Annotated in this window: 21 protein-coding genes and 1 pseudogene; 9 read left to right on the top strand and 13 right to left on the bottom strand. The window is 58.0% G+C overall.

Going from position 1 to position 26,156, the window contains the following annotated elements:
* Window positions 1-9 precede the first annotated feature (9 nt).
* The 6 genes from ACVWW6_RS44465 to aepX form a co-directional block, all read right to left on the bottom strand.
* Window positions 10-966, bottom strand: coding sequence for a hypothetical protein (locus tag ACVWW6_RS44465; RefSeq protein ID WP_456683010.1), 957 nt, complete (start codon window positions 964-966; stop codon window positions 10-12).
* Window positions 967-1,001: 35 nt separating this feature from the next.
* Window positions 1,002-1,409 carry a DUF4150 domain-containing protein gene (locus ACVWW6_RS44460; RefSeq protein WP_097669399.1) on the bottom strand — a complete coding sequence of 136 codons (408 nt, stop codon included), beginning with the start codon at window positions 1,407-1,409 and terminating at the stop codon, window positions 1,002-1,004.
* Between the two features lie 3 nt (window positions 1,410-1,412).
* Complete coding sequence (locus ACVWW6_RS44455) at window positions 1,413-2,489, bottom strand: pentapeptide repeat-containing protein (protein ID WP_456683009.1); 1,077 nt, start codon at window positions 2,487-2,489, stop codon at window positions 1,413-1,415.
* Entirely contained in the window at window positions 2,479-5,631 is a 3,153-nt protein-coding gene (locus ACVWW6_RS44450; RefSeq protein WP_456683008.1) for a DUF2169 family type VI secretion system accessory protein, read from the bottom strand. The genes ACVWW6_RS44455 and ACVWW6_RS44450 overlap by 11 nt, the downstream gene beginning before the upstream one ends.
* Window positions 5,632-6,166: 535 nt before the next feature.
* A complete protein-coding gene (locus ACVWW6_RS44445) occupies window positions 6,167-6,994 on the bottom strand; it encodes a phosphocholine cytidylyltransferase family protein (RefSeq protein ID WP_456683007.1) in 828 nt (275 codons plus the stop codon).
* A gap of 361 nt (window positions 6,995-7,355) precedes the next feature.
* The gene (gene aepX / locus ACVWW6_RS44440; RefSeq protein WP_097669395.1) at window positions 7,356-8,228 is read right to left on the bottom strand and encodes a phosphoenolpyruvate mutase; all 873 of its coding nucleotides are present in this window, start codon (window positions 8,226-8,228) and stop codon (window positions 7,356-7,358) included.
* A 591-nt stretch (window positions 8,229-8,819) separates the two neighbouring features.
* On the opposite strand from aepX, the gene ACVWW6_RS44435 reads away from it, so the two are divergent.
* The 4 genes from ACVWW6_RS44435 to ACVWW6_RS44420 all read left to right on the top strand — a co-directional run bounded on the left by ACVWW6_RS44435 (window position 8,820) and on the right by ACVWW6_RS44420 (window position 11,330).
* On the top strand, window positions 8,820-9,032 hold the full coding sequence (locus ACVWW6_RS44435; protein ID WP_057030437.1) for a response regulator transcription factor: 213 nt from the start codon (window positions 8,820-8,822) through the stop codon (window positions 9,030-9,032).
* Between the two features lie 682 nt (window positions 9,033-9,714).
* Window positions 9,715-9,966 (top strand): hypothetical protein, encoded by a 252-nt coding sequence (locus ACVWW6_RS44430; protein ID WP_456683263.1) that lies wholly within the window; start codon window positions 9,715-9,717, stop codon window positions 9,964-9,966.
* On the top strand, window positions 9,897-10,058 hold the full coding sequence (locus ACVWW6_RS44425) for a DUF6527 family protein (protein ID WP_442869546.1): 162 nt from the start codon (window positions 9,897-9,899) through the stop codon (window positions 10,056-10,058). Before ACVWW6_RS44430 ends, ACVWW6_RS44425 begins: the two co-directional genes overlap by 70 nt.
* Window positions 10,059-10,265: 207 nt before the next feature.
* Window positions 10,266-11,330 carry an IS630 family transposase gene (locus tag ACVWW6_RS44420; RefSeq protein ID WP_456683250.1) on the top strand — a complete coding sequence of 355 codons (1,065 nt, stop codon included), beginning with the start codon at window positions 10,266-10,268 and terminating at the stop codon, window positions 11,328-11,330.
* Window positions 11,331-11,724: 394 nt separating this feature from the next.
* Here the strand turns inward: ACVWW6_RS44420 and ACVWW6_RS44415 are convergent, their stop codons facing one another.
* Window positions 11,725-12,561 (bottom strand): Crp/Fnr family transcriptional regulator, encoded by an 837-nt coding sequence (locus ACVWW6_RS44415; RefSeq protein WP_456683006.1) that lies wholly within the window; start codon window positions 12,559-12,561, stop codon window positions 11,725-11,727.
* A 378-nt stretch (window positions 12,562-12,939) separates the two neighbouring features.
* The gene (locus ACVWW6_RS44410) at window positions 12,940-13,416 is read right to left on the bottom strand and encodes an Lrp/AsnC family transcriptional regulator (RefSeq protein WP_271566998.1); all 477 of its coding nucleotides are present in this window, start codon (window positions 13,414-13,416) and stop codon (window positions 12,940-12,942) included.
* Between the two features lie 530 nt (window positions 13,417-13,946).
* Between ACVWW6_RS44410 and ACVWW6_RS44405 the strand changes: the two genes are divergently transcribed.
* The 3 genes from ACVWW6_RS44405 to ACVWW6_RS44395 are packed head-to-tail and all read left to right on the top strand — an operon-like array spanning window position 13,947 to window position 15,273.
* Entirely contained in the window at window positions 13,947-14,276 is a 330-nt protein-coding gene (locus tag ACVWW6_RS44405) for a hypothetical protein (protein ID WP_456683005.1), read from the top strand.
* Window positions 14,249-14,644, top strand: coding sequence for a trehalose-6-phosphate synthase (locus ACVWW6_RS44400; protein ID WP_456683004.1), 396 nt, complete (start codon window positions 14,249-14,251; stop codon window positions 14,642-14,644). Before ACVWW6_RS44405 ends, ACVWW6_RS44400 begins: the two co-directional genes overlap by 28 nt.
* Complete coding sequence (locus tag ACVWW6_RS44395; protein ID WP_456683003.1) at window positions 14,641-15,273, top strand: trehalose-6-phosphate synthase; 633 nt, start codon at window positions 14,641-14,643, stop codon at window positions 15,271-15,273. The genes ACVWW6_RS44400 and ACVWW6_RS44395 overlap by 4 nt, the downstream gene beginning before the upstream one ends.
* Before the next feature lie 129 nt (window positions 15,274-15,402).
* Here the strand turns inward: ACVWW6_RS44395 and ACVWW6_RS44390 are convergent, their stop codons facing one another.
* The 5 genes and pseudogenes from ACVWW6_RS44390 to ACVWW6_RS44370 form a co-directional block, all read right to left on the bottom strand.
* Window positions 15,403-15,879 (bottom strand): Lrp/AsnC family transcriptional regulator, encoded by a 477-nt coding sequence (locus ACVWW6_RS44390; protein ID WP_456683002.1) that lies wholly within the window; start codon window positions 15,877-15,879, stop codon window positions 15,403-15,405.
* Between the two features lie 325 nt (window positions 15,880-16,204).
* A pseudogene (locus ACVWW6_RS44385) lies at window positions 16,205-16,830 on the bottom strand (NUDIX hydrolase).
* Between the two features lie 554 nt (window positions 16,831-17,384).
* Entirely contained in the window at window positions 17,385-17,582 is a 198-nt protein-coding gene (locus ACVWW6_RS44380; protein ID WP_271553179.1) for a hypothetical protein, read from the bottom strand.
* Window positions 17,583-18,944: 1,362 nt separating this feature from the next.
* Window positions 18,945-19,436 carry a hypothetical protein gene (locus tag ACVWW6_RS44375; protein ID WP_456683001.1) on the bottom strand — a complete coding sequence of 164 codons (492 nt, stop codon included), beginning with the start codon at window positions 19,434-19,436 and terminating at the stop codon, window positions 18,945-18,947.
* Window positions 19,437-20,081: 645 nt separating this feature from the next.
* On the bottom strand, window positions 20,082-20,414 hold the full coding sequence (locus ACVWW6_RS44370) for an avidin/streptavidin family protein (RefSeq protein ID WP_245570262.1): 333 nt from the start codon (window positions 20,412-20,414) through the stop codon (window positions 20,082-20,084).
* Between the two features lie 703 nt (window positions 20,415-21,117).
* On the opposite strand from ACVWW6_RS44370, the gene ACVWW6_RS44365 reads away from it, so the two are divergent.
* Window positions 21,118-23,244, top strand: coding sequence for a prolyl oligopeptidase family serine peptidase (locus ACVWW6_RS44365; RefSeq protein WP_456683000.1), 2,127 nt, complete (start codon window positions 21,118-21,120; stop codon window positions 23,242-23,244).
* Window positions 23,245-23,992: 748 nt separating this feature from the next.
* Window positions 23,993-24,199: a cold-shock protein gene (locus ACVWW6_RS44360; RefSeq protein WP_161533394.1), complete on the top strand. Its 207-nt coding sequence runs from the start codon at window positions 23,993-23,995 to the stop codon at window positions 24,197-24,199.
* Window positions 24,200-26,156: the final 1,957 nt, after the last annotated feature.

Genomic DNA, 26,156 nt, shown 5'->3' with positions numbered 1-26,156 from the left:
TCCGGCCAGCTATACGAAGATTACTGACTTCTTTTGTATGACTTCCTCATTGCCGGTGCTGGACATGATGTCCGCTACTCGGCTCACAAGCTCGTGCCTTTCGGTGTTCACCTTTCCGCTTCTCAATTCTTCTTGTGATACGGACACGCTGGTCTTGCAGAGCTTGCTGTCGCGGCCGACCGACTTCAAGTCGTCAACGGGCGCGAGCTTGAAATCGCTTCTCCTGAGAATCTTGGTGTCACTATCAGCCGATTTGTAGTTGCGTCCTAAGACAGACTTCGCCGAATTGCCGTTCACTTGCTTGATGCCGTTTCCTTTGACGATATCGAGCTTGTTGCCGATCGTTACAGAGTTCATATCACTGAAATTGATTGAACATTCGCGGGATACCTTGAACGTCAAGGATTCTCCGAAGTGCATGCACAGGTTACGGGCCATAGTCAGCGTGGTGGCTGCGCCTCTCATGCAGGTGTATTTAGTCCCTTGGAAGAACTCGGTGGTGTTACCCATCGTCTGCCTTTCCGAGTCGCCGCCGTTGGTTTCCGACTTGGAGCCTTTATTGATTATCTTGAAGCGGTTCGAAGCCGTCAGGGTGATATCGGCGAACGTCCCGTTAGCGCCAGCAGTGAGTGATAGGCCATTTTCGGCGGAGATATCACAAGTGCCTTTCGGGACCATATGTTGGGAGTTGCCGTTCGTCACTTCCGTCGTCTGACCGCGACCGATTTTCATCAGCGCAACACCTTCGACATTGGCCTGGAAGTCCTTATTGGTGAAGGCAAGTATACCGGCATTGTCGGTTTCACGCTTACTGGTGACAGCAGGGTCTTCGTTAATGACCGCGGTGAGTCCAGTGACAATGTTTGCCTCTTCGCTCGAATAAGAGCCGAGGCGCAAATAGGTTGACTTCGTCAGCGGAGAGACCAGTGTTTCTGGAACGACTAGTCGCGTGTAGGCATCTGGCACAGTGGGCTCCTCAATCGTATCAGTCTATCGGCATCTTAGCGCAGCGCCATCAAGCGGGTTTGCGAGGGCGATATCGAAACTCCGAGCACATTCGGGCTGGCACCGTTCTGCTTGGTCGGCATCCCCATCTTGGTTGCCGGCGACCCGCCGATCGATAAATTGTCCGATCCGGCCTTGGCGCGGCCGGGACCCATGACAAGGCCAGACACGACGCCGAGGGCCACACCCGCGTTGTCACCCATCGATATCGCGCGCTCGGTCGTCATGTTGTGTGCAGGCATACACATGATAAAACAGCGAGACTGTGTGGGAATGGCCGTCATGTTCATGGTGGTGTTTGGGTAGGGAACGGGCACGAGGGCCGGACCGGTTGGCGTGTTGCAAACGTCGGGAAAGCCGTGATCCGCCGCCGGCATTGGGCCATTTGCATTGATGAAGGGCATCGTCTAGCTCGCTCCGTTGAAGGGGATGACGCGGCTTGCATCATAGAGTTCGGCGACAGCGCGTTCAGGCACGGTTTGCAGGGCGCGACCATCCTGTGCCACGAACAGGCTGCCTTCGGTCGACGCGCAATGAAAGTCAGTGCGCAGAAAGCGCGAGCCGGAAAAGTCGCTGCCATTGACCTTGGCATGGTGCATTAGTGCATAGGACATGTCGGCCCCGGCAAACGAGGCGGACTTGGCAGATGCACGCGTGAAAACGGCCATCCCCATTGTTGTGCCCGAGAGATCGCAGCCGTCGAGGCGCGCGTCTGCGAAGACGCATTGACTCAAATTGGCATTGCGCAGTGTTGCCGATCTCAGGTCAGCCCCGACAAATAGTGTGTTCGGTGCGACCGCGCTCGAGAGGTCGGCGCCGATGAGACTCGCGCCCGCCAGAATCGAGCTAGAGAGGTCGACGCCGGACAGGTTTGTGCGATCCAGCTTGGCACCGCTCAGGTTCGCTCGGGCAAGCATCAGGCCCCTGAGGTCCCGGTCCGACAGATCGCATTCGGAGAAAAGGATCGTGTCGCAACGCATTCCAGCGAACCGCGCACTGCGCAGATCGGCCTGTGTAATGGCGGCATTCGTAAGCGTGGCGCCATCGAACACGATATTGGAAAGCTCGCAATCCATAATGGCGCTTTGAGATATGGTGGCGCCGCGCAGGATGGTGTGGGTCAAGATGCAGCGCATCGCTGTCGTTTGGGTGAAGCGCGCCTCGCTGAAGTTGCTATGGCCGAAATCCGATGACGTGAACGTCGACTGGGCGAAGCGTGCTCGTCGCGAGTCGGAGGAGTCAGCGCGGCAACTGACGAAGGTGCATTCTTCAAAGCAAGCGTCTGCGAAGGAAGCGCCGCTGAAGTCGCAGTCCTGAAACATCATGCCACTCAAGGAGCCCCGCGCGAAGCTGCTGTTGCGAAAGGAAGAGCTCAGCACAACGCCATCGTTTAGGCTCAGTCCAGATAACTTCCCGCCATCGAGGTTGGCTTCACGTACCGGGAAACTATGGGCGATCGACTGCAGTAGCAGATCAATTGACATGGCGCGTGACCATCAGGACGGTGCGGTCAATGTTGGCGTTACTCAAATCGGCGGCGACCAAGGAAGCATCCATCAGGTCAGCACCATAGAGATTTGCATGGCGCAGACTGGCGCCGTTCAGGTCGGTGTGATTGAGATGGGCCTCCAGCAGATTGGCGGCATAAAAATCGGTTCCGCGCAGATCGTTGCCAGTGATTACCGCACCTTTCAGCGATGTCATTCGAAAGGTCGCGTGCGAAAGATCCGACTTGCCGAAATAGACGCCGTTGAGCCGAGCCATGGAGAAATCGGCGCCCCTGAGATCGGCAGCCTGAAAGGAGAGCGCCTCGGCGCTGCTGCGGCCGAAGCGGGCGTCGCGCAGATCAATGTCGCCGATGAAGCTGACTTGGTCGAATTGCGAGCTGCTGAAGTCGAGTTGCGGCGCTGCGACCCTAAGAAAGGAGGTTTGTTCCAGTCGCGCGCCGGCAAAGTCCGCGCCGGACAGCGATAGATCCATGAACTGCCCCCGCTGGAGGCTGGCGTTCTCCCAAACACTATTATCGAGGGTGGCTTGGATAAAGCAGCATTGATGCAGCTGTGCAGAGCGGAAGGTTGCCCCGATCATCGGCACCTGCAAAATCTGCAGCTCGATGAGACGCGCCTGGTCGAAGGATGCGCCCGCCATGCGCGCGCCGAGAAGATTGTTGCGCACAAGCAGGCTGCCGGCGAAGCGCGTTCCGCGGCAGTCGGCTTCACCAAAGTTGGCTTCGGTGAGGTCGGTCGCGCTTAGATCCGCGTTGACGAGCTCCGCGCCGGACAGTGCGGCTTTCCTTAGTTTAGCGCCAGCGAAATTGGTCCCGTTCAGCTTCGCGCGTTCAAGAAAGGCGCCGGAGAAGTCCGCGTTCGCGAATGGCCGCCCGGAGAGGTCGGCGCCGGCCAGATCGTGACCGGCAACCGTGCCGCCGCGCCGGAATTCCTCTTCCACCACATCCCCCAATGCGCGCGCGACGGCGGGCGCCAGCATCGTTTCAGGCCTGAGCGGCTTGGGTGATGCGAGCCTCGCCGCGGCTATGCCGGCTGCCAACTGGCCTTCCGCTTTGTCGATCTCGGTCTGCAGGACCGTGAATGCGTCCTGAGATTCCTTTTTGGCCGTGGCCATCACCGCTTCGGGCCCACATGCGATTACAGGATGATGGGGGGCGCTCAAGGCTTCGAACGGCGGGCAGTCGTCGGTGGTAAGCGAGGGGAGGGTCCTTCTGAGCGCCGCCTCAGCTTCGGCGAGGACCGTGCGCGCGCGTTCTGTGACGTCAGGCGGTGTGACGGGGCTGTCGATCTGCGCCAGTATCTCGTCAATGGTCAGGCTCGGCGCCTCTGGCGCGACGCACTGCGCTGCTTCCGGCAGTACAGGCATCGGAATGTCCGGAAGTGAAAAGGCGTCGTCCGATATGGCGTTACGTATCGGCTCCAGCGGTCGTCCAGCCGGCAGGTCAAAAAAACGAGCATGTGCAAGTTCGAATTGCATTTGCTCGTCCAGCGGTTGCGTTGCCTTGCCAAGGAGTTCGGCCCGCCAGTTTTTCGCCTGCGCGAGCTTGTCTTCGAAATGGCCCAGGAGAGGCGAACCAGCATCCGGCAACAGCTCAGAGAATGGCGGAGCTTGCTCAAACATTGCGTCGATCGATTGCGCGGCGTCCATGCTGTCGATCGCGGCAAGCACGGCGTCGATATCGCTTGATTCTGCGTTTCCGCTGGCAATCTTCTCATAGGCTGCGCGCAAGGGCCCATATTGAGCAGAGAGCCTTTCGACGTCGGATTCAGCCTTGGCCTGTACTGTCTCTAAAGCATCGAGTATCTCGGCCAAATCGATCTCTCCACTCTCGAGCTCCTCCGGCAACAGTTCCGGAATGGTCGACGGTTCAATCGGCGGTATCTCGATCGTGGGACGCTGCAAAGGCGGAAGGTCAATGCGCGCAAGTTCTTGATCGATCGTCCAGCGCATGGAGGCGAGCTGCCGCCCTGCGCGCTCGTCGGCCAATTCGCGCCGCCGCGCTGCGCGGTGCTCGCGTTCAGCGGCCGAAAGTTCTGGGGCGAGTTGATGTTCGGAAAAGGCATAGCGTGCGGCCGTCGCTCGGTCGAGTCGCAGCTGCCGGACGTTAAGGTAATGATCCAATGGACGCGCAAGCTCGCTCTGTCGCTCGTAGGCGACCATAATGTCGCCGACGTCGCTGCCATCTAATTCCTGCACGGCGATCGCGGTACGATAGATCATAACGCCGCGGCGGGCGCCGGCAAATAGCCACAGCGTATCGATTCGCGTCGGCAGTTCTGTGACCCCACGCGACAGATCACGCCAGCCGATAAAGCAGCGCACGCGTAAGGCCGGCAGGCAGCCTTCGATCAATGGATGTTCCTCGGAGAAGTTCTGTAGCGCGTAGGGTTCTCCGCCAGAGATAAAGCCTGCCATGCGCTGGTCCAGCGGCGCAAACATGAAAAGCCGCGGATCGGCGTCGCTCGCCAAAGCGGGGGCGAACGATTGCTGCCACGCAGCGTCATAGGTTCCCGCGTATTGCAGGCGCTTCCTGTCATCCAGCGCCATTGGTCCGAAACTTGCGGGCGGTGCGCTTGCGTCGATGAACTGAATCGCATGCTCAGGACTCTCCACATTGGGTAGGGCCACCAGCTCGCCAGCCATGCTGCGGCGAAGAGCCTCGTGGCCGGCGCCGACTGGGTTCGCTGCGTAGCCGGGGCCGCCGAACGCGCGTTGCCGCGTTAGCGGCATTTGCCGGAAAGGTTGAACGGCTGTCGGTCGCCAGCCGGCGGCTGTCATCTGCCAATAGCGATCGCCCGTCACCAAAAGGTGCTTCTGCATCGGTCCGATCGTCCAGCCCAACATCAAGCGCTCTGTCGGCCGCCCCTGAGGCGCCGCGGCATGTCCACCGATGAGCACTTCCGCTTCCGGCTTAGGCATTCCTATGTCGAGAGGGGTCCCGGACGGAAGCTCTTTTGCGGCCATGACCCAAAGGTCTTGCTCGCCTTCCAGACGGTCCGCGCCCGGGTGGGCGAGGTCGAACATCGCGAAGGCGGAAATGATGAGGCTTGCCCCGGGAGGACGACGCTCGCACTTGGACAGCAGACTCAGTGTGCGTGGCTTTATGAGGATGGGCATCTGACCCGTTGAGGCAGTTTTCGCGTCTTAGTCGTATTACTCGGGCGTGGCGGACTTGCGGTCCGCCTGCGCGGACGCGCTCTTGTGTCAATACCAGATTAGGTGGGCATGAAGATCAGCCACACTGCTGTACATAGCCGATCCGCGCTGGTGGTCGCCGACCACGCGTCCAAAACCGCGATGTGATTGACCTGCCAAAGTTCGCAAAGTAGCTAAGCCTTATTGCAGAGCCACCAGTAGCGTGGTTGCGGTCGCAAGGGCGAGATGTGATGCTTGGCCTGACGTACCACAATTACCGCAGGCAGAACGGCTCCATAGACGATATCCGCAAACCCGTCGAGGCTCGCTCCCATCTCTGCGACATCTGGATCGCGACTCTTCGTACGACCTGCCACAAACCCGTCGAGGTGGTCGACCACAGATAGCTCGAGGAGCTCGGAGAGAACAAGGAATAGGCTGGTGGAGGAAAAGAGAAGGCCTGTGATTGTTGTGGCGTTCGCTGGATCCCAAAGGTATTTTAGCATTGGACTCTCACCTAGTCTGCAAATTGCGTCTCGACGCGTTGACGTTCATTAAATTGCGTCTGGGCGTAGACGTTCATTCGGTCCCTGAAAATGCGCTCCGCAATTTGCAGATCCTCAGCACTATCAATTTCGTACCATCTGAGGCCATCGCATCGCGCCGCTGCGAGCTGTAGACCTCGTTTTTGTATCAGATAACCGAAAAGTTCTTCGGTGTAGGTCTGCCTAGCTCCGGCGGCGATGATATCGTCCAGCGCCGGAACGATCGTTGCCTTGAGTGTCGGCGCCGAAAGACGTAGTAGGTTCATCGTCTTGAATAGCTTTGGGCCATCCGCAACAAGATTTGACGCGGTTTGCTTCAATCGAAAGCCTGAGATGAGGCCGTTCTGCGACAACAGAACGGCTGACCCTTCCATTGAAACGTCGAAGGGGACGACTGCAGCCACGTCGGTCCCCGGGCAACTTATCAAGTAGCGCAACACATCCTCTTCGAAAAAGACGTCGCCCTCGAGAAGAAAGCAGTCTCCGGAGAGAAGAGCGTCGCGCGCCAGCCACAAAGAATAGGCGCTTCCGGTGCGGTCAAAAACAGTCGACTCGACATATTTGATTCTGAGCGCGCCAAAGCGGCTGCCGCAGGCATACTGAATGGCGTCTTTGCGGTAACCCACGACGATCGTCACCTCTTCCACGCCGACAATTTCCAGGTTGCGCAGAGCGTTGTGAAGAATCGAAGTGCCATTGACCTCGATGAGCGGCTTCGGCCTCAGATCTGTCAGAGGACGCAGGCGAGAGCCGCAGCCAGCGGCGAGAATGACGGCGTTCTTGGGAGCATCGGTCACCATTTAGTTCCTTTTCGTCGCTCCGCTAAGGTGAAACACCGACGAGTGTCTTCGGCCGCAACGTATGCTTGCTGAAGCGAAATCAAGCCTGCCGGAGCCTTGAAAATCAACTCCAAGGGTGAAGGCAGACAAATGGTCCTCGTCGGTCCTTTTCCAAAGAGGAGGGAGGCCATGGATCCGGTACCTCGAGCTGCTGCCCAGATGGAAAAATGCGAATTTCGGCCGAGTGAGGCGTGCTACGGCCATCTAAGGACATCTCGGTGCAACGAAAGCCATTTGAGATTGAAGTCGCACCTGGCCAGCTAGCAGGAAGTCCAGGACGGTGAGTCTTCGGCAACGAATATGCTCCTGTGTCGACGAAACCCTATTTGCGCAATTCAGCCTCGGGCCGCAGATATAACGCTTCCGCACGGGCGAGTTCGTCGTACTTCAAAAGTTCGAAGACTTCGTCGAGAGTAGCGATATTCGGCTCAACGCTCGCGGTGCTTTCCTCAGCGATGATGCGACGGCAGACTTGCCGCATTGCCGCTATTGCCGCTCGCATGGAGTGGTTGGCCCAGATCACCGTGGCGATGCGGGCTTTACGGTATACAGAGATCGGCGTTCGGTAGTATTTCGTCGGAACGATCACGACGGGCAATCTGTTCTGCCAAGCGCGCGCGAACGAAAGGATTTCGTCCGCAGTGCTCCTTCGCGAATGAATGAGGATCGCGTCGGCTCCCGCGTCGGCGTAGGCGTGAGCGCGCAAAAGTGCTTCGTCCATCTCATACCCAGCGATCAACGCCTCGATCCTTGCCACCAGAACCAAGTCGTCTGCGACCGTATCCTTCACTGCCCGGAGGCGGCCCGAGAATTCGTCAATATCGGCGAGGGGGTGCCGATCCCCAACAAACGAGTTCATCTTCGGAAAACAGCTGTCCTCCAGTGCGACGCCGGCAGCGCCGCGCTGGAGGAGCTTGCGCGCCAGCAGGCGAGCATTGTTGAAATTCCCGAAGCCTCCGTCGCCGTCAACCAGGACAGGAAGTTGGCTCGAATCAACGATCCGCTCAACGGCGTCGACAAGCTGGCTCCACGATGCTTCGTTCGCGTCGCGATAACCTAGAGAACAGGCAATCGACAGACCGGACGCCCAGAGCCCCTTGAATCCTGAGCACTGGGCGATTGTGGCGGATAGGCCGTCATGCGCCTCCATCAGAAACGAGAGCTCGCCATTCGAGCAGACCTGGGCACGAAGCATTTCGACAGGCGACGGCCGAGTGCATTGATGACCTGAGTTGGGCCGAGCGGATTGTGGTTTCATACAGAAGTCCTGGGAGGCCGGCCTTCGATTGGCGCAAACCGCACTGCTCATACCTTTTTGCTGTGATGCCGATCAATGACCAGCGTTGGTAGGTGATTGGGACGTAAAAGCTTGCATGATCGCCTTAGGATGGACGCCGAACGCCGGGCTGTTGTGATGGGTGGATCCGAGCCGACCCGCTTGAAAGGAAAGCTTTGGTGCAAATGAAGGATCTCGGCTCGCAAGCCGGGTGTTACGGCCCCTTCACAGAGCATTCACTCCTTGCGGGAGGACGCTTGGCGAAAAGGTGATATCCAGCTCACACAGATGTTGAGAAAATATCGACTGCTACGGTTGCCGTAGTCACTGCTGTTGCGTTTTCGACATATGTCGCAATCCCGTCGATAGGGCTGCACTTGGGTGGCAGTCTCCGCTGAAGTGAACCGGAAATCTCCCAAGATCTTGTCCTGCCGCGAGAGTTTGCGATGCACTGATTGGTATGGCGTTTGCTGATCTCATTCCACGTCCTCTCTGCTCCAGGAGAAACTCATGGCGGATGTGCAAGAGATTGTTTTGTCGGCGCGCGAAAGACAGTGCTTACGATGGGTCGAGGAGGGGAAGTCATCCTGGGCCATCGGAGTCATCCTGAAAGTGAGCGAGAACACCGTCAACTTTCATGTCAAAAATGCAATGCGAAAGCTGGAAACGACCACCCGTATCCAATGCGTCGTCAAGGCGCGGCGTCTGCGTCTTATTGAGTAACGGCCGCCATTCCGTTGCCGCTGATGCAGATCTAGCGAAATATAAGGGGCGACTATGGGGTGCTCCGGCGGAATGCGAAGCGAATTACGCGACCGCAGCTGTATAGCCATAATACAGGCGCTGTCGTGCTTTTATTTGGTCGCCGATCCTCAATGCGGGCGCCGCGAACCACTAGGCAAGGTGAGATCATCGACGCATAACGCTCTTGAAAGCTTGACGGCCGGTCGGAGCCCAGTGTCAACGTTGTGATCAATTGCGAGAATTGGTCGGTGACATCAATGGAACGATGGAACGCATCGCTGCGGATGAGATGGCGTTCGTTGGAGACCTGGCTTGCCTTTCAAATGCCACCGGAGTGCAAGCCTTGGGCATAAAGATGCCATTTGGGCGGCTGAGATTGATCGTCTGTGCGCTCCGACATCGTTCTTGCATCCCCCCGGGCCCTGTGATCCGACCAGCAAGTTCTGCTGGATGTCCAGCGTGGTCCGACAGCTGAGGCGGATGGGAATCGCAGTACAATCGTGTTCCACTGAATATCAGGCTGCGGTCGGCGTTCGACTCCTCAGGTGCTGTCAATGGGATGACGGTCCTGCTGCCGACCGCTTTAGCCGTACAAAAGGATACGCCGTTGCGGCCCAATTGGCGGGCGAGCTGGCGGTGAGGAAGACATGTGGCGAGGAGGGTGAACCTGCTCGGCTTTGCGGAATACCGCGATGAGGGAGAAAAGATGCTTGCCGCTCCGGGCGATGTGGTGGTCATCCAGCGAGGCGCGCTGCGCTCGGTCCTGATGCGCTGTCCGGACGGATGCGGTGAAACGCTCGTTGTGAATCTCGATCCATTTGTAGGAAGTCTTGGAGACTGGATATGCGGACCAACAAGCCAACGCTCTATCCGTCGTTTTGGCGAGACGGAGGATGCGGTAGTCATTTTATAATCTGGCGCGGCCAGCTCCTGTGGTGTGACCGCTTTGAAGAAGGTAAGTCGAGCCGAACTTCGACCTCGTCGCGCTCGGGCGGCGCGTTCTGAAGTCGCTGCGAAGGCGCGAACTGCGTAGCGCCGAGGAGATCGCTGCTGAAATCGACGAGATTGCATGGGAAGTCTGAAGGGCAGGACAGATGCTCCTGCGACGCAAATTGGCTATTTGTGGATCTGGTACACAGAAGGATTGGTTCGCTCTGGCGTAGGCTAGTACCCACTTTTCTTAGAACGTGAGTCGTGATTCAAGGTGTCGGGATGATACCCGAAGCAAGAGAAGTCCGCCTTTCGAAGATAGATCGCAAGGTGCTCGAGGCGTGTTGTCGCTCACCGGTGACGTTGCAGCGCGATTTGAAGCGGGCGCGGATAGTTCTTTTGGCGGCGGACGGGCGTAGCACCCGGTCGATTGCCAAGGAAGTTGGGGTCCAACCGCGGATTGTCAGCCTTTGGCGGCATCGCTATCCCGACCAAGGCCTTGAAGGGCTGCAAGACAAGCCGCGGCCTGGCAAGCAGCCGCTCTATACGAAGACGACCGACAAGCGGATTCTGAAGCTGCTGGATAAGCCGCCCCCGCAAGGGTTTGCGCGCTGGACCGGCCCTCTGCTGGCCAAGGCGCTAGGCGATGTTGACGTCCAATATGTCTGGCGGTTCCTGCGCAGCCACAAGATTGACCTCGCGGCTCGCAAGTCCTGGTGTGAGAGCAACGACCCGAACTTTACGGCCAAAGGTGCCGATGTTGTTGGCCTTTACGTCGCCCCACCTGCGAAGGCCGTTGTGCTATGCGTGGACGAGAAGCCCTCGATCCAGGCCTTGGAGCGAGCGCAGGGTTATCTGAAGCTGCCCAATGGCCGCGCCTTGACCGGTCAGAGCCACGATTACAAGCGGCATGGCACCACAACATTGTTTGCGGCGCTCGAAGTCGCCACCGGAAAGATCATCGCAACGCATTCAAAACGCCGTCGCCGCGTCGAGTTTCTCGACTTCATGAACAGCCTCACCGCCGCCTTTCCGAACCGCCAGCTACACGTCATCCTCGACAACCTCAACACCCACAAGAAGAACGAGGACTGGCTGAAGGCCCACCCCAACGTGCAATTTCATTTCACGCCGACAAGCGCGTCCTGGCTGAATCAGGTTGAGGTATGGTTTTCGATCTTGCAGGGGCAGTCACTTAGCGCCACCTCCTTTACAAGCCTCAAGCAGATTCAGGAACACATCGATGCCTACGGCAACGCGTACAACTACAAAGCCGAGCCCTTCGTCTGGACCAAGAAAAAAGTCCGTCAACGCCACTTCAAAGATCGCCGTATCACTCAGCTCTGATTCCGGATACTAGGCCCGCTACAAGGACAAGTCGTTGTTTAAATCCGCCGGCGGTTCCCCGGCTTTCCAGCATACCGAGTTGACGAAATGTGGATGTCGCGCTCAGTACCTTTCCGACTTCTTGCGCCCATCCAGCGATCCTGCTCGAGCGGAACGCGGGACCGGTTGTCCAGCGTGCCCCTTAATCGCCCGACCGCATCGCGTGGCTGACCGATGACCCGTCCGCGTTGCGACAATCGCAAGCTGACCAACCCGGGTATCGCCGGCGATCGGTTACCCACCGCCAGCTACACGGCGCAAGGGGAACGATTGATTCGTGACGGTGTGGCCTTTCCCAGGGGGAATTGCCTCAACTTCGCGTCACAAGAACCGAGAGGACGCAGAACGCCAGTCGCTAGCTCGCCTGTTCTTCGCCGAGAGTGCGGACTGATGAGGAGGCATAGGCAGCTGAGACGAGCTTGTAGCAACAGCATGCCTTTTCTTCGAGCGATTTGGAGTTGTCGATCTGCAAGACCCCGCGCATCTTGCGAATCAGCCCTTGCTCCTCGAAGCGGATCAAGGTTTCGGTCACCCCGGCGCGGCGCAGTCCCAGCACTGAGGAAAGGTAATCGTGGGTGACTGGCAGCACGCGGGCGTCAACAGCTTCACTAGCAAGACAAATCCAGCTCGCAAGGCGCTGCTCACGATGGTGCCGAACCCCGCACAATCCTGTCTGGACGCACTGAAATGTCAGCGCTTGCACGTACTCAAACAGATGGTCTCTGATCTCGGGATGCACCTTCATGATCCGACGAAGATCCTCGACGCGAATTCTGTGCGCGCTTCCAGGGAAGACGACGACAGATTGATGGGTTGAAAGATGTCCTCCCCACAAGAAAGAAGTGCCGACCACGCCCCGATAGCCTATGACTGCCGTTTCGAGCATACTGCCCGCGGCAACAACTCTGAGCGAGACGAGGCCGCTCTCTACAAAATAGACGTGCTCGACCGGCCTTTTTGGCTCTTGCAGAACCATCCGTTCTTTCAAGACGACCGGCTCGAGGCACTCCCCTATTGCCACAAGCTGTTGGATAGGAAGACGCGCCAAGATTACGTTCTTCACAAACGGCCGCTTCGCGGGACGCACCGGAAAAGAACGCTGATGCTCCTGTCGTGTGCCGGGCAGCTGCTTGAGAGCACGATCTTGAGAGCAGTCAAACACTTCGAGGACGGCGGGCACGCGGTCGGTCATGGTCCCTCCCCTGGCAGGAGGCTTTTGCTAGCCTGCGCCTGACCGTAACGAGAACGTGATTACGACTATAGCACCCTTTTCATCTTGATTGATGCAACGAGCAACTCAGCGGCGCCCAAATCCCGCGTTGATGGGCCTGTCTTCGACGAATTTCGACCAAGCGAATAAAGGCGCTCGCGCCTCAACGCGCCCCATTCTTGCTTTTGCACCTTGTCGCCAGCGATACGATGATGGCGTCCACGACATTGCCGTATGACCGGGCTCTATGTGCGTCTTCTCTTGCTATGCTGATTGCGATCCCAAAAAGCCCCCGGAGAGTGGAACGGTCAGGTCAACACCTCGATTGCGGGCGCGAGACGATCGCACGTATCGGTGCAATCAATCGTCTGGGGGAAGCTCAACCGGAACAGCAAATCCAACCTTTACGCGATCCAATATGACCATGCTCTTGAAGCCTTTGATGTCGCGAGTTTCGTAGAAGAAGCGCCGCGTGAACTCCTCGTACTCCTCCACGGACCGCGCGGTAATGTACAGGACGAAGTCGGCATCGCCCGTGACGTAAAAGCCGTTGACGACGTCGATTGATGATTTGATGGCTTTTTTAAACCTATCGATGATATCGGCGCTTTCCCGCTCCAAGGTCACCAGTGCAAGCACTTGAATAGGTCGTCCGACCGCCCTCGGCGATACAACCGACACGTCGGCCTGGATGATGCCCTCCGAGCGGAGCCTCTTTAACCGTCGTTGGCATGCGGTAGGAGAAAGCCCGGCCATCTCGCCAATCACATCTGAAGTCAGACGGTTATTCTTTTGCACGATCTCAAGAATGCGGGCATCTATCCGGTCGTACTGCATAGCCCACCTCCAGCCTGAGATGAATTTCGCCGCCAGATGACCACTCCGCGCAGGAAACCATCGAGGGTGAAAAATACGAGGAAATCTTCCGTGACAAAGGCCCAACTTGGATGGGTTTTGATCAAAGTAGGGATGAGGGGCCTTGCCGTCGGCATTCTGCGGCGCGGCAGGGAGCGAAGCCGCAAAGCCGGCCTATCGGATGAGATCCGGGCCTTCGTTTTCGACAAAGATGTGAACCAAAGCGGAGCCGAAACGCGATCGAGCCTTTTGTGCGTCGCCGCCTAAGACGACAACGCTCTGCGTGCACTCATCAAGTCGATGAAGCCAAACGTGGTCTTGCCTTAATCCGACATCTCGTCGCCTCATCCGCCACGACCGCCTCGAAGTCCTGGATGGATGCAGCAATCCGACCATTTTGCTCGACCGGTCAGCTTCTCGAAAGCTAGACCTGCCATCCTGACGTGGTGGAGACATCTCGGGGCTGATCTGCGACTGCATCGAACGGAAACATCGTCAAACGGAGTTACGTGATGGTTCGAATCCATGACACGCTCGACACCGCAACGTTGGATTCCAGCAGCACATCAGGCGCGACCCAGCAAGATGAAACCATAGGCCATGCGGCCTTTGACCAGCACCTGGACGAGAGACCGCAAGAGCAACAAGCTAGTGCAGGTCCTTCCGATCCTAGTGTATCGGACGAGGTGGAGGATCGCCTTGATGCCGTCAACCAGCAATCCGATTTGAAGCTTGTCGTCATTTCGAACCGCGTTGCACCCTTCGACCCCAATAAACCCAGACCGGCGGGCTCGCCGCGGCCCTCGAGCCGGTGGTGGAACGTTCCGGCGCGGTTTGGATAGGCTCTTCGGAGACCCGCGGCGACGGGATCGATCGGCCCCTGCCACTGGTGCCGACTGGTGCAGGCCACGTCGCCAGGCTCGATCTGCCGGTCGCGGACCATCCTGGCTACTTTCGGGGTTATTCGAATTCAACGCTGTGGCCAGCATTGCACTCCCTGCCGGACCGGATGTCGGGCTCGGACGAGGATTATGGCAGCTATCGAAGGATCAACGACTTCATCGCGCGCGCGGCTTTCGACGTACGAGATCGGGACGCATTCTGGGTGCATGATTATCATCTACTCCCGCTTGGGGCCGATCTGCATGACCTGGGCATTGAGCGGCCAACCGGCTTTTCCTCCATACGCCGTGGCCCACACCCGACATGATAGAGTGCGTACCCAACCATCGCGAACTGATGAAATCGATGCTGAAGTACGATCTCCTCGGCTTTCAGACGAACCGGGATCTGAACAATTTCCTGGCCTGCCTTCGAACCCATTTCGCGCTGGAGGGCAAGGATGGCATTGTGACCAAAGAACGTGGCCAAACGCGACTTCAAAAGTTCCCAATCGGTATCGATCCCGAGCAGTTCGCAGAGTATCTTGCGCAAGACCTCTCTCCCGCAGAGCAAGAAAAAGTCTCGTCACTATTGCAAAACTTCCAAGGCGCCAAGTTTGCCATCGGCGTAGACCGGCTCGACTACACGAAAGGCATCGATAAACGGGTCGAAGCGTTCAATCAGCTTTTAACGAAGGAGCCGCAGAGCATCTCGCTGTTGCAAATCGACCCGTCCTCACGCGCCGACGTCGAAGAGTACCAAAAATATAGAGACGACGTGCAGACCGCTATCAACCAGGTCAATACCGAGCATGGCACAGACGAGTGGAGCCCGATCCACTACAAGAACGATTCGTTCAGCCAGGCTGCGCTCGCACGTCTCTACCGCGCGGCGCATGTCGGCGTCGTGACACCGGAACGGGAACAATGCAGCCAACGCGTCGTTCCGTACCCGTAAACGGCGCTTCGGCAGTGTCTTCTTGGTAGTGTCTCAGACGTGTTCAGAGTGATGAGCCTGCGCGTCATTAAGCGCTTGCGCAGAAGGGTAAACGCATCGATCCGCGGTGTGAAAAACCTTAATCCGTAGTCAGTCCTCCGAAGGAGTCTCGACTGGTACGGCAAAGCCCGCTTTTATACGATCCAACACGACCATCGTCTTGAAGCCTTTTATGTCAGGGTTCACATAGAAAAATTTCCGAGTGAACTCCTCATAATCCTCCATGGTGCGGGCGGTAACGTAAAGGACAAAGTCCGCATCGCCGGTGACGTAGAAGCCGTTGACGACTTCAACTGACGATCTAACGGCCTTCTTGAATTTGTCGATTATATCGGCACGTTCCCGCTCCAGACTTACAAGCACAAGCATTTGAATAAGTCTGCCTACCGCCTTCGGCGAAACTATCGAGATATCGGCCTCGATGATGCGTTCAGAACGGAGCCTCTTTAGTCGCCGCTGACACGCTGTGGCAGAAAGCCCGACCAGCTCGCCGACTGCTTCGGACGTGAGACGGTTGTCTTTTTGCACGATCTCGAGGATGCGGGCATCTATCCGATCGTACTGCATAACCGGAACCCACCTGAGGTGAATTTAACCGCGAAATGGCCTCGGGCGCAGGAATTCGTCCAAGACTATCCCAGATTCAGGGATGTTTTCAACAAATGAACGGGAGGCTCTCCGGGAAAGACGAGGGCCATGAGTAGCCACGATGAACGCCGGCGCAACGGAGTAGGTGAGATCAGTCAACTCTTGCGCGACGCTGCGAGCGGCGCCCTCATCGCCCCGGGCGTTCGCCACATTCTCGACGGCTCGGTTGCGGCAAGCTCAAGGGCGCACACTGTGCGCAGCACGATCGGAGAGCCGCCATGCCAAGTGTCAGCGCAAAGTGCCTTTACTCCCAGGCGACGATCGGTTGTTCCAAATCGCTAACGCGGGTTGCGCTCCCAGCCAGAATCTCGCGGAACTGACAGATTAGGGCCGCTGTCGGGCGTAGATCAGGCTCCCCCGATGATGAAAGGGGATCACGCGCCGCTCGCTTTCGGGAATGGTGACGAAGTCGAAGGCGTCCTCACGTTCGATTGTATGAAGCGCAATGTGGAGGACGGAGGCGACCTCATGCGGGTTCGGCGCCATAGCGGCGCTATCAGCAACCCATACGACAACGGGCGTGATCAGATAGCCGGAGCGTGTCGGATAATCGTCGAGCATGCCGAGCACTGCATCACCCGCAAGCCCCAACCCGAGCTCCTCCTCAAGTTCTCGCCGTGCCGCCTCGACCGGCGTCTTGCCTTCGTCGCAGCGTCCGCCGGGCAGAGCTCACTGGCCGCGATGCGAGCGCAATCTTGACGCGCGCAATGTGAGGAGAAAGGCGATGTCGTGGCCCTCGCCAGAGGCGGTCAGCACGATTGCCACCGCTGTACGCGTGAGTCGGTTCGGTCCTGCACTCTGCGGCAGGCGCCTGAAGCTCGCGCACGCCGCCGCGATATTCCGTCTGGTAACATCGTCGAACGATTTCATATTGCACTGCGCTTTCCAATCAAGAGCGCAAATTCGATATCTTTTGTTCTTGCCGAGAGACGGCGAACCGCGTCGTGAGCGCGCTGAAAACAAACGATTTCTCGCATGACCGTCAGGAATAGTGCAGCGAATTTGAATGGTAAGCCTGAGCAGCGGCTGCGACTCTCGCTTCATCGGTGCATCGACGGACCTTTCACACGCAATCACGGTCTTGTCTTGCGTTGCGCTAAGTGACGCGGACCTAGTCCGCAATCGCTGCTCAGCGTAGGACTCCGCGGCGTGCTCATCGCCTTCGACTTTGCGTACCGCTCTCGCAATATACTGAGCCGTCGGGCGACGGCATTTTCGCTTCTCTCGAGTAGAATGGAAATCCGCTTTGCGGTTTCACGATTCGAAGCGAGCTTGAGAAGGCGTTTGTCGTCTTCTTTGCTCCATGGTCGGGATCGGTTCCTGAGCATACTTCAGTCAAATAGCTATCTGTTGAACCAGCTTTGCCAACCGGGGGCAGCGCTCTTAAGGCGAAACTTTCTGGATTACCACGACATCAAACATCCTCACGCCGAACCGTGTGTTTCGTGTGGGATTGCCTTGTACTCGTCGTTGGCGTAGGCGATCGCATCGTGAGCAACGCGTTGGAATCGGCGGATTGCATCGACCCCTTCTGCTATCGGCATGATGCTGAAGCACTCGGTACCGTTGTCCCGAATCTTATGAAGAGGCGATCCGTTTTTTAGCTTATAGAAGAAGTCCATAGGCGGATTTCGTGCGTTTCGAGGTGAGATTCTGGCGCCTGTTCCAAGCCAGGAATGTCTCGCAGCCAGGCTTTGTTGGTCTTCCGTGGTATCGTTCGCCCTAAATTGCGCCGTTCGAGATGTTCGTCACCTCCTGCTGTGAGCTGCAGGCCTGGTGGCGATCACCATCCCGAAGCTTTCGCACTCCTCGCAAAGAAGGGCGCCACGTCCCTGTGATGGCCAAGATCACAAGCGGACGGCCCGCAGCAGACCGGGCAAATCGAACACTTCTGGATGGCCCCCTCGAGCCTGGCTAGGCTCGCGCTGATGTGATCGACTATCATTCGTTTGCCTTAGCGGTTGGCGGATCCTTTTGTAAACGCGAGCCAGCTAGATTAGCGGTCTCCGACGCGCCAATCCGCGCCGTGAAGGCGCGTCATCTCGCGATGAGCGCGTTTGATAAAGGCGCGCTCGAACCAAAGGCCAGCACCGAATGACGCGGCGAGCGCGAGGATGCAGGCGAAATAAGTATTCAGGAAATCCCAGCTAGCGCTGCCGGCTGTGACTGCGAGGAAAGTTCCTACCATGACAGTATTGCGAATGCTTCTGACCATGTTGGTCCTGTGTAATTAGCAGGCCCAACTTTAGCATTACAGTCACGGCGATTATCGGCGCAAAGCAGCTGTCTCCTGCCGTCTTTCTGCTCAATCGGCTTTATGGTGAGCGAAGGTCCACTTGCGAACAGGTGGTCAGGTGGCAGGTAGTTGCGCCGACGAGCAGTATGCGCCTCGACCCGTGATAGTTACGCGCGCATGCCGCTTGTCTCGGGACCGACGTAAATTCAGCAGGAGGTGTGACTAGGAACTGTTCTCGGTTGGGACAGGCGCACTCAAAGTAGGGCATTTGCCCCGCTTCGAACGTTTACAGCGGCGCAAGAGCAGAGCGCATGGCGTGATCGTATCCATTTCCATAATTACCGCCATAATGGCTTTAACCGTCTTCAGGGCCATGCCAGCGAAACTCCGAGGCATAGCACGAGTCCGCATGATCATAGCCACGGTCTGCGATGGCGGACGTTAGTTGTTGGTTTCATGCATGGGACGGCTGGCTCTGCGGCACTGCCTGTTCTGGTCTCTCGAGCCCCCGAGCCATCGGACGGATTGCTCTACGTGCTTCCGTTCAGGCGAGCTTCAATGATTGGCCGTCTTGTCTTCAGTGATTGCGGCTCCGTTGGTCGTCAACAAGCCCCCTCAATTGCGTCAACCGCACCTTGCAGTTATCGACCTGCAAGCAGCGTCATGCCGGCGCCTCGCGCAAAGCGCGGACAGAGCTGGCACGCGCAGCGTCGCGAGGATGGCGGGAGGTGATGGGGCAGGAGCTTTTTCAGTCTTGCGTCAGCCCGAAGTCGCTCGCCAGGAACTGATCTTGTGTCCACTGCCTCAGCGCATCATCGTTGAGTGTCGAGTTGACTAGGGCATTCCACTTGTTACCTGCCTCTTTCCATTTCGTTTTCCGGTCCGGAAGGTCCCGCAGTAGCCGGAATGCGCTCGTTGCAATCTTGCTTGCCTCTTTACCTTCAGCAGCCTCGCGGATCACGTCCTTGAACATCTGCTCCGGAAAAATCCAGCCAGCGCTCGTGAAGCGGTCGGCAAACAGGTATTCGAATGAGGCCCGAAACGTGACGGCAGCTAAAGCATCCTCGTGTTCCGTGCCTGCACTACGCACGTCAAACCATTGCAGCAGCCTTCGAACAGCGGCAGCGGGAACAACCTGGCGATCACCGAGGGTCAGAGATACGAACATGTACGCGATGTCCGATTGAAGTTCTTTGTCCAGGGACACATACCAATCTTTGATCGCCTGAATAGGTGACATGAAAATGATCTCGAGAAAAGCCTGGGAGATAGCGGGTGCGCGATGTCGTATTCTTGTTCACGTACTACCACGGCTCTCAATGCAGCTTGATGGTCTCGTGAGATCCGTGCCTGACGCACCGCTCCGTCTTTGCCGTGCTGCATCGATGGTGGTGTCTCCGCAACCCGATCGCGCCTCGTTTGTCGCTGCAAAGCAACGGGCTCTGAACAGAGAAGATGAAGGCGGGAAAGAGGTGGTAAGTCCGACGGATGAAAACATTTCGAGCGGTTGTCCTCGCATCCGAGGGCGAAATCTTCTGACGATAGGTCTAATTTGCGCCACGGAGGACGGCGCCAAGGCACGCGCTGAGGATCTCTCCGAAGACGACCCTGTAGAACTTTGGGATAGCCAGCGCAGAGTAGCGCGCTTCGAATCGAAGTATTAGCCAAGTGTCTGCAACCGTCGCCACGGAATTGCCGAAAGCTATTGCTCGGGAACTGGATCGGTAAGGCGCTGGTCGGCCTGCCGCTCCAGCTGTTCTATGAGGCCGGAGAATAGGCCGAAATCCGGGCGCCGGCGCGGCTCAGCAAGTCGCGCCATTTGGGATGCAAACCTCGCGAGAGCGATTTTCAAATCTAAGTAGCTGCATTGCGAGAAGATCGAAAACTACCATATACGCGTGAATATATCCGCGCCCTTCAGCCTGCTAAGCTTACCTTTCTTATCAACGTAGAGCAGCGTCCAAGACGTTGGGATCTGAGACCCCTTAATTTTTCCAACCCAGCGGGTAAAGGAATTGCACTGGGAAAAAGTAACAACAAAATACAAGCCGGTCGGGCTAAGGGATCCCGATGCAGGATACGGGATGCCCTGGCACGCAAATCCTTGAGCATGGTTTGTGAAAATCCCTTGTATTGTCCCGCTATTGGCGGACCAAATATACAGTTCCGAACCTCGTTCATTTTTCCAGTATGAGGGAGCAGAAAGCCCTTGGGCCATGGCCTCAGCGGACAACAACAGGGATTGGACGAGCAGCAAAAGTCCCAAAAGTCTCTTCATATCGAAGCCCCAAAAGAGTCGCTTAAAGATCATGTAATTTTGTACAACTTGAGGTGACGTGCGCGGCTCTTATCTCGCATTCGTCAATGGAATCCGGCGCATATCCGCCAAGTCGCGTTGGATTGCGGCGCCTCGCACTCTCTCTTGCCCCCGATGCCGTTACCCGCGCATCAAATCCTACCCGTCAGCCGACGGCATGATGCACATGAGTGCATGGTTGATATGGGCGGCGCGGCGTTCAAGTGGGCAAAAGGCGGTTCAGGAGGTGCGAGATACGGCACAACTTCACCGCACCGTCTAGTGGCGATGAAGTCGGTGCGTAATTTTTCGAGCTTCGTACCACAGGCCTTTCGCGTTGCAGAACCGCATCTCAAAAGTTTCTGCAAGTGGCGTCGACACCAGCGAGCTTTTGGTCGTTCCCCACGCTGTCGGTGTCTGCTTGGCAACCAGTGTCGGGAAGCGGACATGGTGCTGCAGCCGGAGCAGCTGAAACTTGCGGCTCTTTAGCCGGCACGCTGTTTGCAGTGAGTGGTCCACAACATGGCGCAAGCTGCGCTATGTCATACGTTGCGTGCTTTCCGCCGCTGCTGCTTGACGCGCCAGGCGTGCGAGCGTGCCCGGCGATCTCATCGGGAGAAAGTCCATGAATACACCACCACTCTTCTCCGCGGTGTTGCCTTCGACTGCCAGCGCCACGTCCACGGCGCTTTCACAGGAGCGAACGACCTTGGCAACGACGAATGATCCATTCCTCTGGCTCGAGGACATCGAAGGACAAGGCGCATTGGCTTGGGCTCGCGCCGAGAACGAGAAGACGCTCAGGGTGCTACAGTCAGATCCTCGCTATCGGCACTTCTACGAACAGGCGCTCTCCATCCTGCAGGCCAAGGATCGGATCCCATATGTTTCATTGGAGCGGCGCGGTTTGGAGAATTTCTGGCAAGACGAGAACCAGGTGCGCGGCGTCTGGCGGCGCACCACGCTCGAGAGCTATCGTAGCCAAGACCCACAGTGGGAGACCATCCTCGACGTGGACGCCTTGGCCGTCACCGAGAACAGGAATTGGATTTTTCAAGGTGGCAGCTGCCTTCCGCCTGAAGGGCGTCTCTGCCTGATTAGTCTTTCCGATGGCGGCAAGGATGCCGCGTCCATACGAGAGTTCGACTGCGACGCCAAGACCTTCGTTGCGGACGGCTTTTATCTCCCAGAGGACAAGCAGCACGTGAGCTGGGTCGATGGTGACACACTCCTTGTTGCACGGGACTGGGGCGAGGGGACTTTGACACAGGCCGGCTACCCCTTTGTCGTGAAGGAGCTCAAACGCGCTCAGCCGCTCAGTGAGGCTCGCGAGATCTTTCGTGGCGAGCCCACCGACGTTGGGACGCAGCCCTTCGTGCTTCGTGACAGCGAGGGTCATATTCATGCGACCGGCGCGGCCCGCGGGATCAGCTCTTTCGAGTCCGAGTATGTGGTCTTCCGCCCCGATGGGCCCGTCAAGCTCAATCTGCCGAAGAAGGCCGCGATGATCGGAATAGTGGGTGATCGCCTGCTTGTGAAGCTTGATGAAGAATGGACGCCGCCCGGCGATATCAGCTTCGCCGCCGGATCGCTGATTTCTTATGACCTGGCTGAATGGAAACAGGACCCGCGGCGCGCCAAAGCCTCGCTTGTTTTCCAACCAGGGCCCCGCCAGGCCCTGAGCAGGGTAGGCGCCACAAAGAATTTGTTGATCATGACGATCCTCGAGAACGTTCAGAGCAGAGCGTTCGTTTGTAAGTACGATCAGGGAGCTTGGTCGGCGACGCCGATCCCGCTGCCGGAATATACAAATGTCAGCCTGTCAACCGTCTCCGATGAAGCGGACCAGGCCATGTTCGCTGTCTCGAGCTATCTCAGACCAACGTCAGTCTGGTATTTTGATGCCGAAGGCAAAAACCTCGAGGAATTGAAGAAGACACCTTCTGCCTTCGATGCGTCCAACCATGTCGTGGAGCAGCTCGAAGCCACTTCGCGTGATGGCACGTCAATTCCCTATTTTCTGGTGCGGCCGAAGAACGCAAGGTTTGACGGCACAATCCCGACACTTCTCTATGGCTATGGCGGGTTCCAGATTCCGCTTTTGCCCTCTTATCTGGGACCGGTGGGGCGGCTATGGCTCGAACAGGGCAATGCCTGGGTCGTTGCGAACCTGCGCGGGGGCGGCGAGTTTGGCCCACAATGGCATCAAGCGGCCCAGGCGGCAACGAAGCAGACGACCTGGGATGATTTCATTGCCGTTGCCGAGGACCTGATCCGCCGGAAAATCACAAGTCCGCGCCGGCTAGGCGCGATTGGCGGCAGCCAGGGCGGCCTGCTCGTTGGCGCCGCAATCACCCAACGTCCCGAGCTCTTCAACGCGGCGATCATCCAGGTGCCGCTGTTTGACATGCTTCGATACACCAAACTGGGCGCGGGCGCCTCCTGGATCGGCGAGTACGGTGACCCCGCGATTGCCGAGCAGCGTGCCTGGATCGAAGGCTACTCGCCCTACCAGAAGCTGATGGCGGGCAAGACCTATCCCGCTCCCTTAATTCTTACCTCCACCAAGGACGACCGCGTGCATCCAGCGCACGGCCGCAAGGCTGCCGCGAAGCTCGACGCGCTGGGCCAGCCTTACTTCTATTACGAAAACATCGATGGGGGACACAGCGCCGCGGCCAATCTCATGGAATATGCGCGTCAACTGGCCCTTGAATACACCTATGCATCGAAGCGGCTGTGTTCTGAGTAAATTCTGTGGACGGCTGATCGAAGCAGATAAAATAGAGACCATTGTTATCTCAACGTCTTCACGTTGCTCAGCTGAATTCATCGAACCCAAGGCGAGAGAGCTGACGAGCCGCCGGCGGGCGCGATGAAGCTCGTAAGATGCGCAAGTTAACCGGTTTGAACAGCCTCCACCGGTGGCGAGCGAGTTTCCTGGCTTCCCAAACGCAACATGAGGAGGGGGCGGTATGTTGCAAGATGCGCTTGCCTGAGGATTGTCTCGGCAGACCCCTGTTCGTCCGACATGGCCCGGCGTGCGGCTGACGTCCAAAAGCGTACGGCTAAAGTGCAGCCCTGCGACTGTCTTCGTGCTTGAGTCTCGTAGCTTCAATGCATGGCAGGGATTGATGATCCTGCTCCAGGCCGCGCGAAGGAGTTCACGGCCGCCCTGTTGTTCAACGTCGATCAATCCCATCCGCTCTAGCTTGGCTCCGGATGAGCGCGGCGTGTTCGAGGCTCTGCAATACTTCTGTAAGATAGCGCGCGACGAGTGAAGCGAAGGTCAAAACGTCATCCAGATCCTGAAGCCTCGAAGCGAAGTGTCGTCGACGTGAGGGCGCTTTCTGTCGTTTGCACAATGCGGCGGTAGCCAGAGCCACCGACAAAAAAAGAGCAGGTGACCAGCGCAGCGACGCCGGGCGACTCTTGCCGCCCATCTTGATTGCCGGGAAACTCTTCGCTAGATCACAAGGGTTCACTAAGGAGATGCCGCCGTGGCAATGGGTATTGTGAAGTGGTTCAATTCGACCAAGGGTTTTGGATTCATCAGGCCTGAGGACGGAGGTCCCGATGTCTTTGTGCACATCAGTGCCGTCGAAAAGGCCGGTTGCATCACCCTCGAAGAGGGGGCCCGGGTAAGTTATCAGCTCAAGGCCGGGCGTTCGGGCAAGATGTCAGCTGAGGATCTCCGGGTTGGCTGATCCGGTTCGCCTCCGGAAACTGATCTCTGCAAGGCGTGTTCTCGCACCTGTCCGGCGATGCCTTGTCAGGGCGCGCCGGGCGTTTGACCGTCTCTTCCTGCCATGAGGCTGTCTCGCAAACCGCACAGCCCTCGGAGGCACGGCACGTGTCTTCCAGCTGACGTTTCCTGAAAGTGCTGGCCGGCGACCCCGCCAGGCGGGCTTCCGTTGCGGAAGTCCGACGGGCCGTGGAGATCCTGATGAACAGCGCCATGACTGGGCCGACGCATGAAGCGGCTGCCGCCGCGCGCCGGATCTTAAAATCTTTTCGGCGAAGTGTGTCTTCCCGATGCTCTCGGCTGGGAAATTACAGAAGTGGGGCGGCAATTCCTCTTGCGCTCGAAAAGGCCGTCGCGGATCAAAGAGAGCTGCCTCGATCAATCATAGATCCCTCGTCCGGCGACGTCGCTGCGCAAGCGGTCACGGATGCGGCAAAATCAATTATTCCTCCCGCAGTCGCCCTCAGAGGCCGCGAAGACGGCGCAGGAAAGGCGGACCCAGTCGACGTACAGCATGAAGGGTGTCTTCGATTGTTATCGCACGCCGAGGTGCGCGTCGCTTGACCTTGGTAAGAAAGATATCGTTCTTGCGCAGCATCGATCAAATTTGCGGTTGTTGATGGGTTCGGAATGATTATCAATTTTTCGGCCGGCGAAAGTGCCTGCGTAATCCATCGCTAGATAACGCTGTGATCCGATGTAGCCCATGTCACTGTGCTGTGCGTGCGAGGCATCATAGGGAAGGGACGTAGCTTGACGGGCCGGCTCTTCATCGCCCCTTGCTGAATGGTTCACGGCAGATCGTTCCGCCGAACGTGTCAAACGCTATCCGGAACTGCCTCCCGCATCGCCTCATTAAAAATGTTACCGGACAACTTCCCTGTCGTGCCTGGGGCGGAGCTGCCGAATCGGCAGGAAAGATCAGCATGCGCGCAAAGCGCGAGATCACATCAGCGCTGGCGGAACGTTACCGGGCGTGCCGCGGCGCCGGACCTACGGTGCTTCCATTCGGGTTGGAGGACGCCGACGGCGGGCAGGCGTTTCATGGTCATCCGGGTCATCAAGCAGTTTTTCCGCAATCACATAGATCGTCGGGAGTGTGATCGACAATCCATTGGAGCCCGGCCCTCCCTGTTGCCCCGCCTGGGATTCTGAATCTCGCCGTGCTCGTGCGCGGAATCGATGGAGGCGCAGGCGGGCAAGGCGTCCGAGGTGGTGATGGCGGCCATGCCAGAAACGGAAAAGAAGGCGCAACTGGTCCGTTTGATCGCCACGACGGACCCGGGCTTGCAGGAGATGGTGGCACTGCGGGCCGAGGAGGGCGTGGCGGCAACGGCGGTGCCGGTGCGACACTCGTATTCGTATCGCTTAAGCGGGGAACTGATACGTTCAGCTACGCTCGCGTCAACAACCAGGGTGGTTCGGGTGGGACTGCCGGTCGAGGTGGAGCGCCGGGCATTCCCAAAGGCGGCGGCTCCGGCGCGCGTCGAAATTTTTAAACGCACAGAGCAGGGCCGCCTAAGCGGCCGGCCGCCGTCCGCTGCGCGGCCAGTTGCGCCACCAGCTTGTCGGGCAGGGCCCTGCCGGGCTCGCCCTCGGACGCCTCCGGCTCGGCCTCTCGTCGCTGGGAAATGGGGCGCCTCATCCTCCTTGCGCATGAACCCGTGCTCCAGCCCTACGCCACCCTCATAGCCGAGCGACGCGAACGCACCGCCCGCCGCCATATCTGCCGGGTCGTAGACCGGTTCATCCTCAAGGCGTCCATCTCCGCCTCCAATTGATTGAAGCGAACCTGCATCGCCCTGCAGGCGCCGGGGCCGCCCCTTAGTTGTTTCGTACGCGCGCGGAACGCGTGCGGCTTCGATCCAAATGCTTAGCATGCTGCGGAAATGCCGTTTGAGGCTTCCAATTTCCTTCAC

The sequence above is a fragment of the Bradyrhizobium sp. USDA 3311 genome (assembly GCF_054062495.1).
This window is presented reverse-complemented; position numbering and strand designations above follow the sequence as displayed.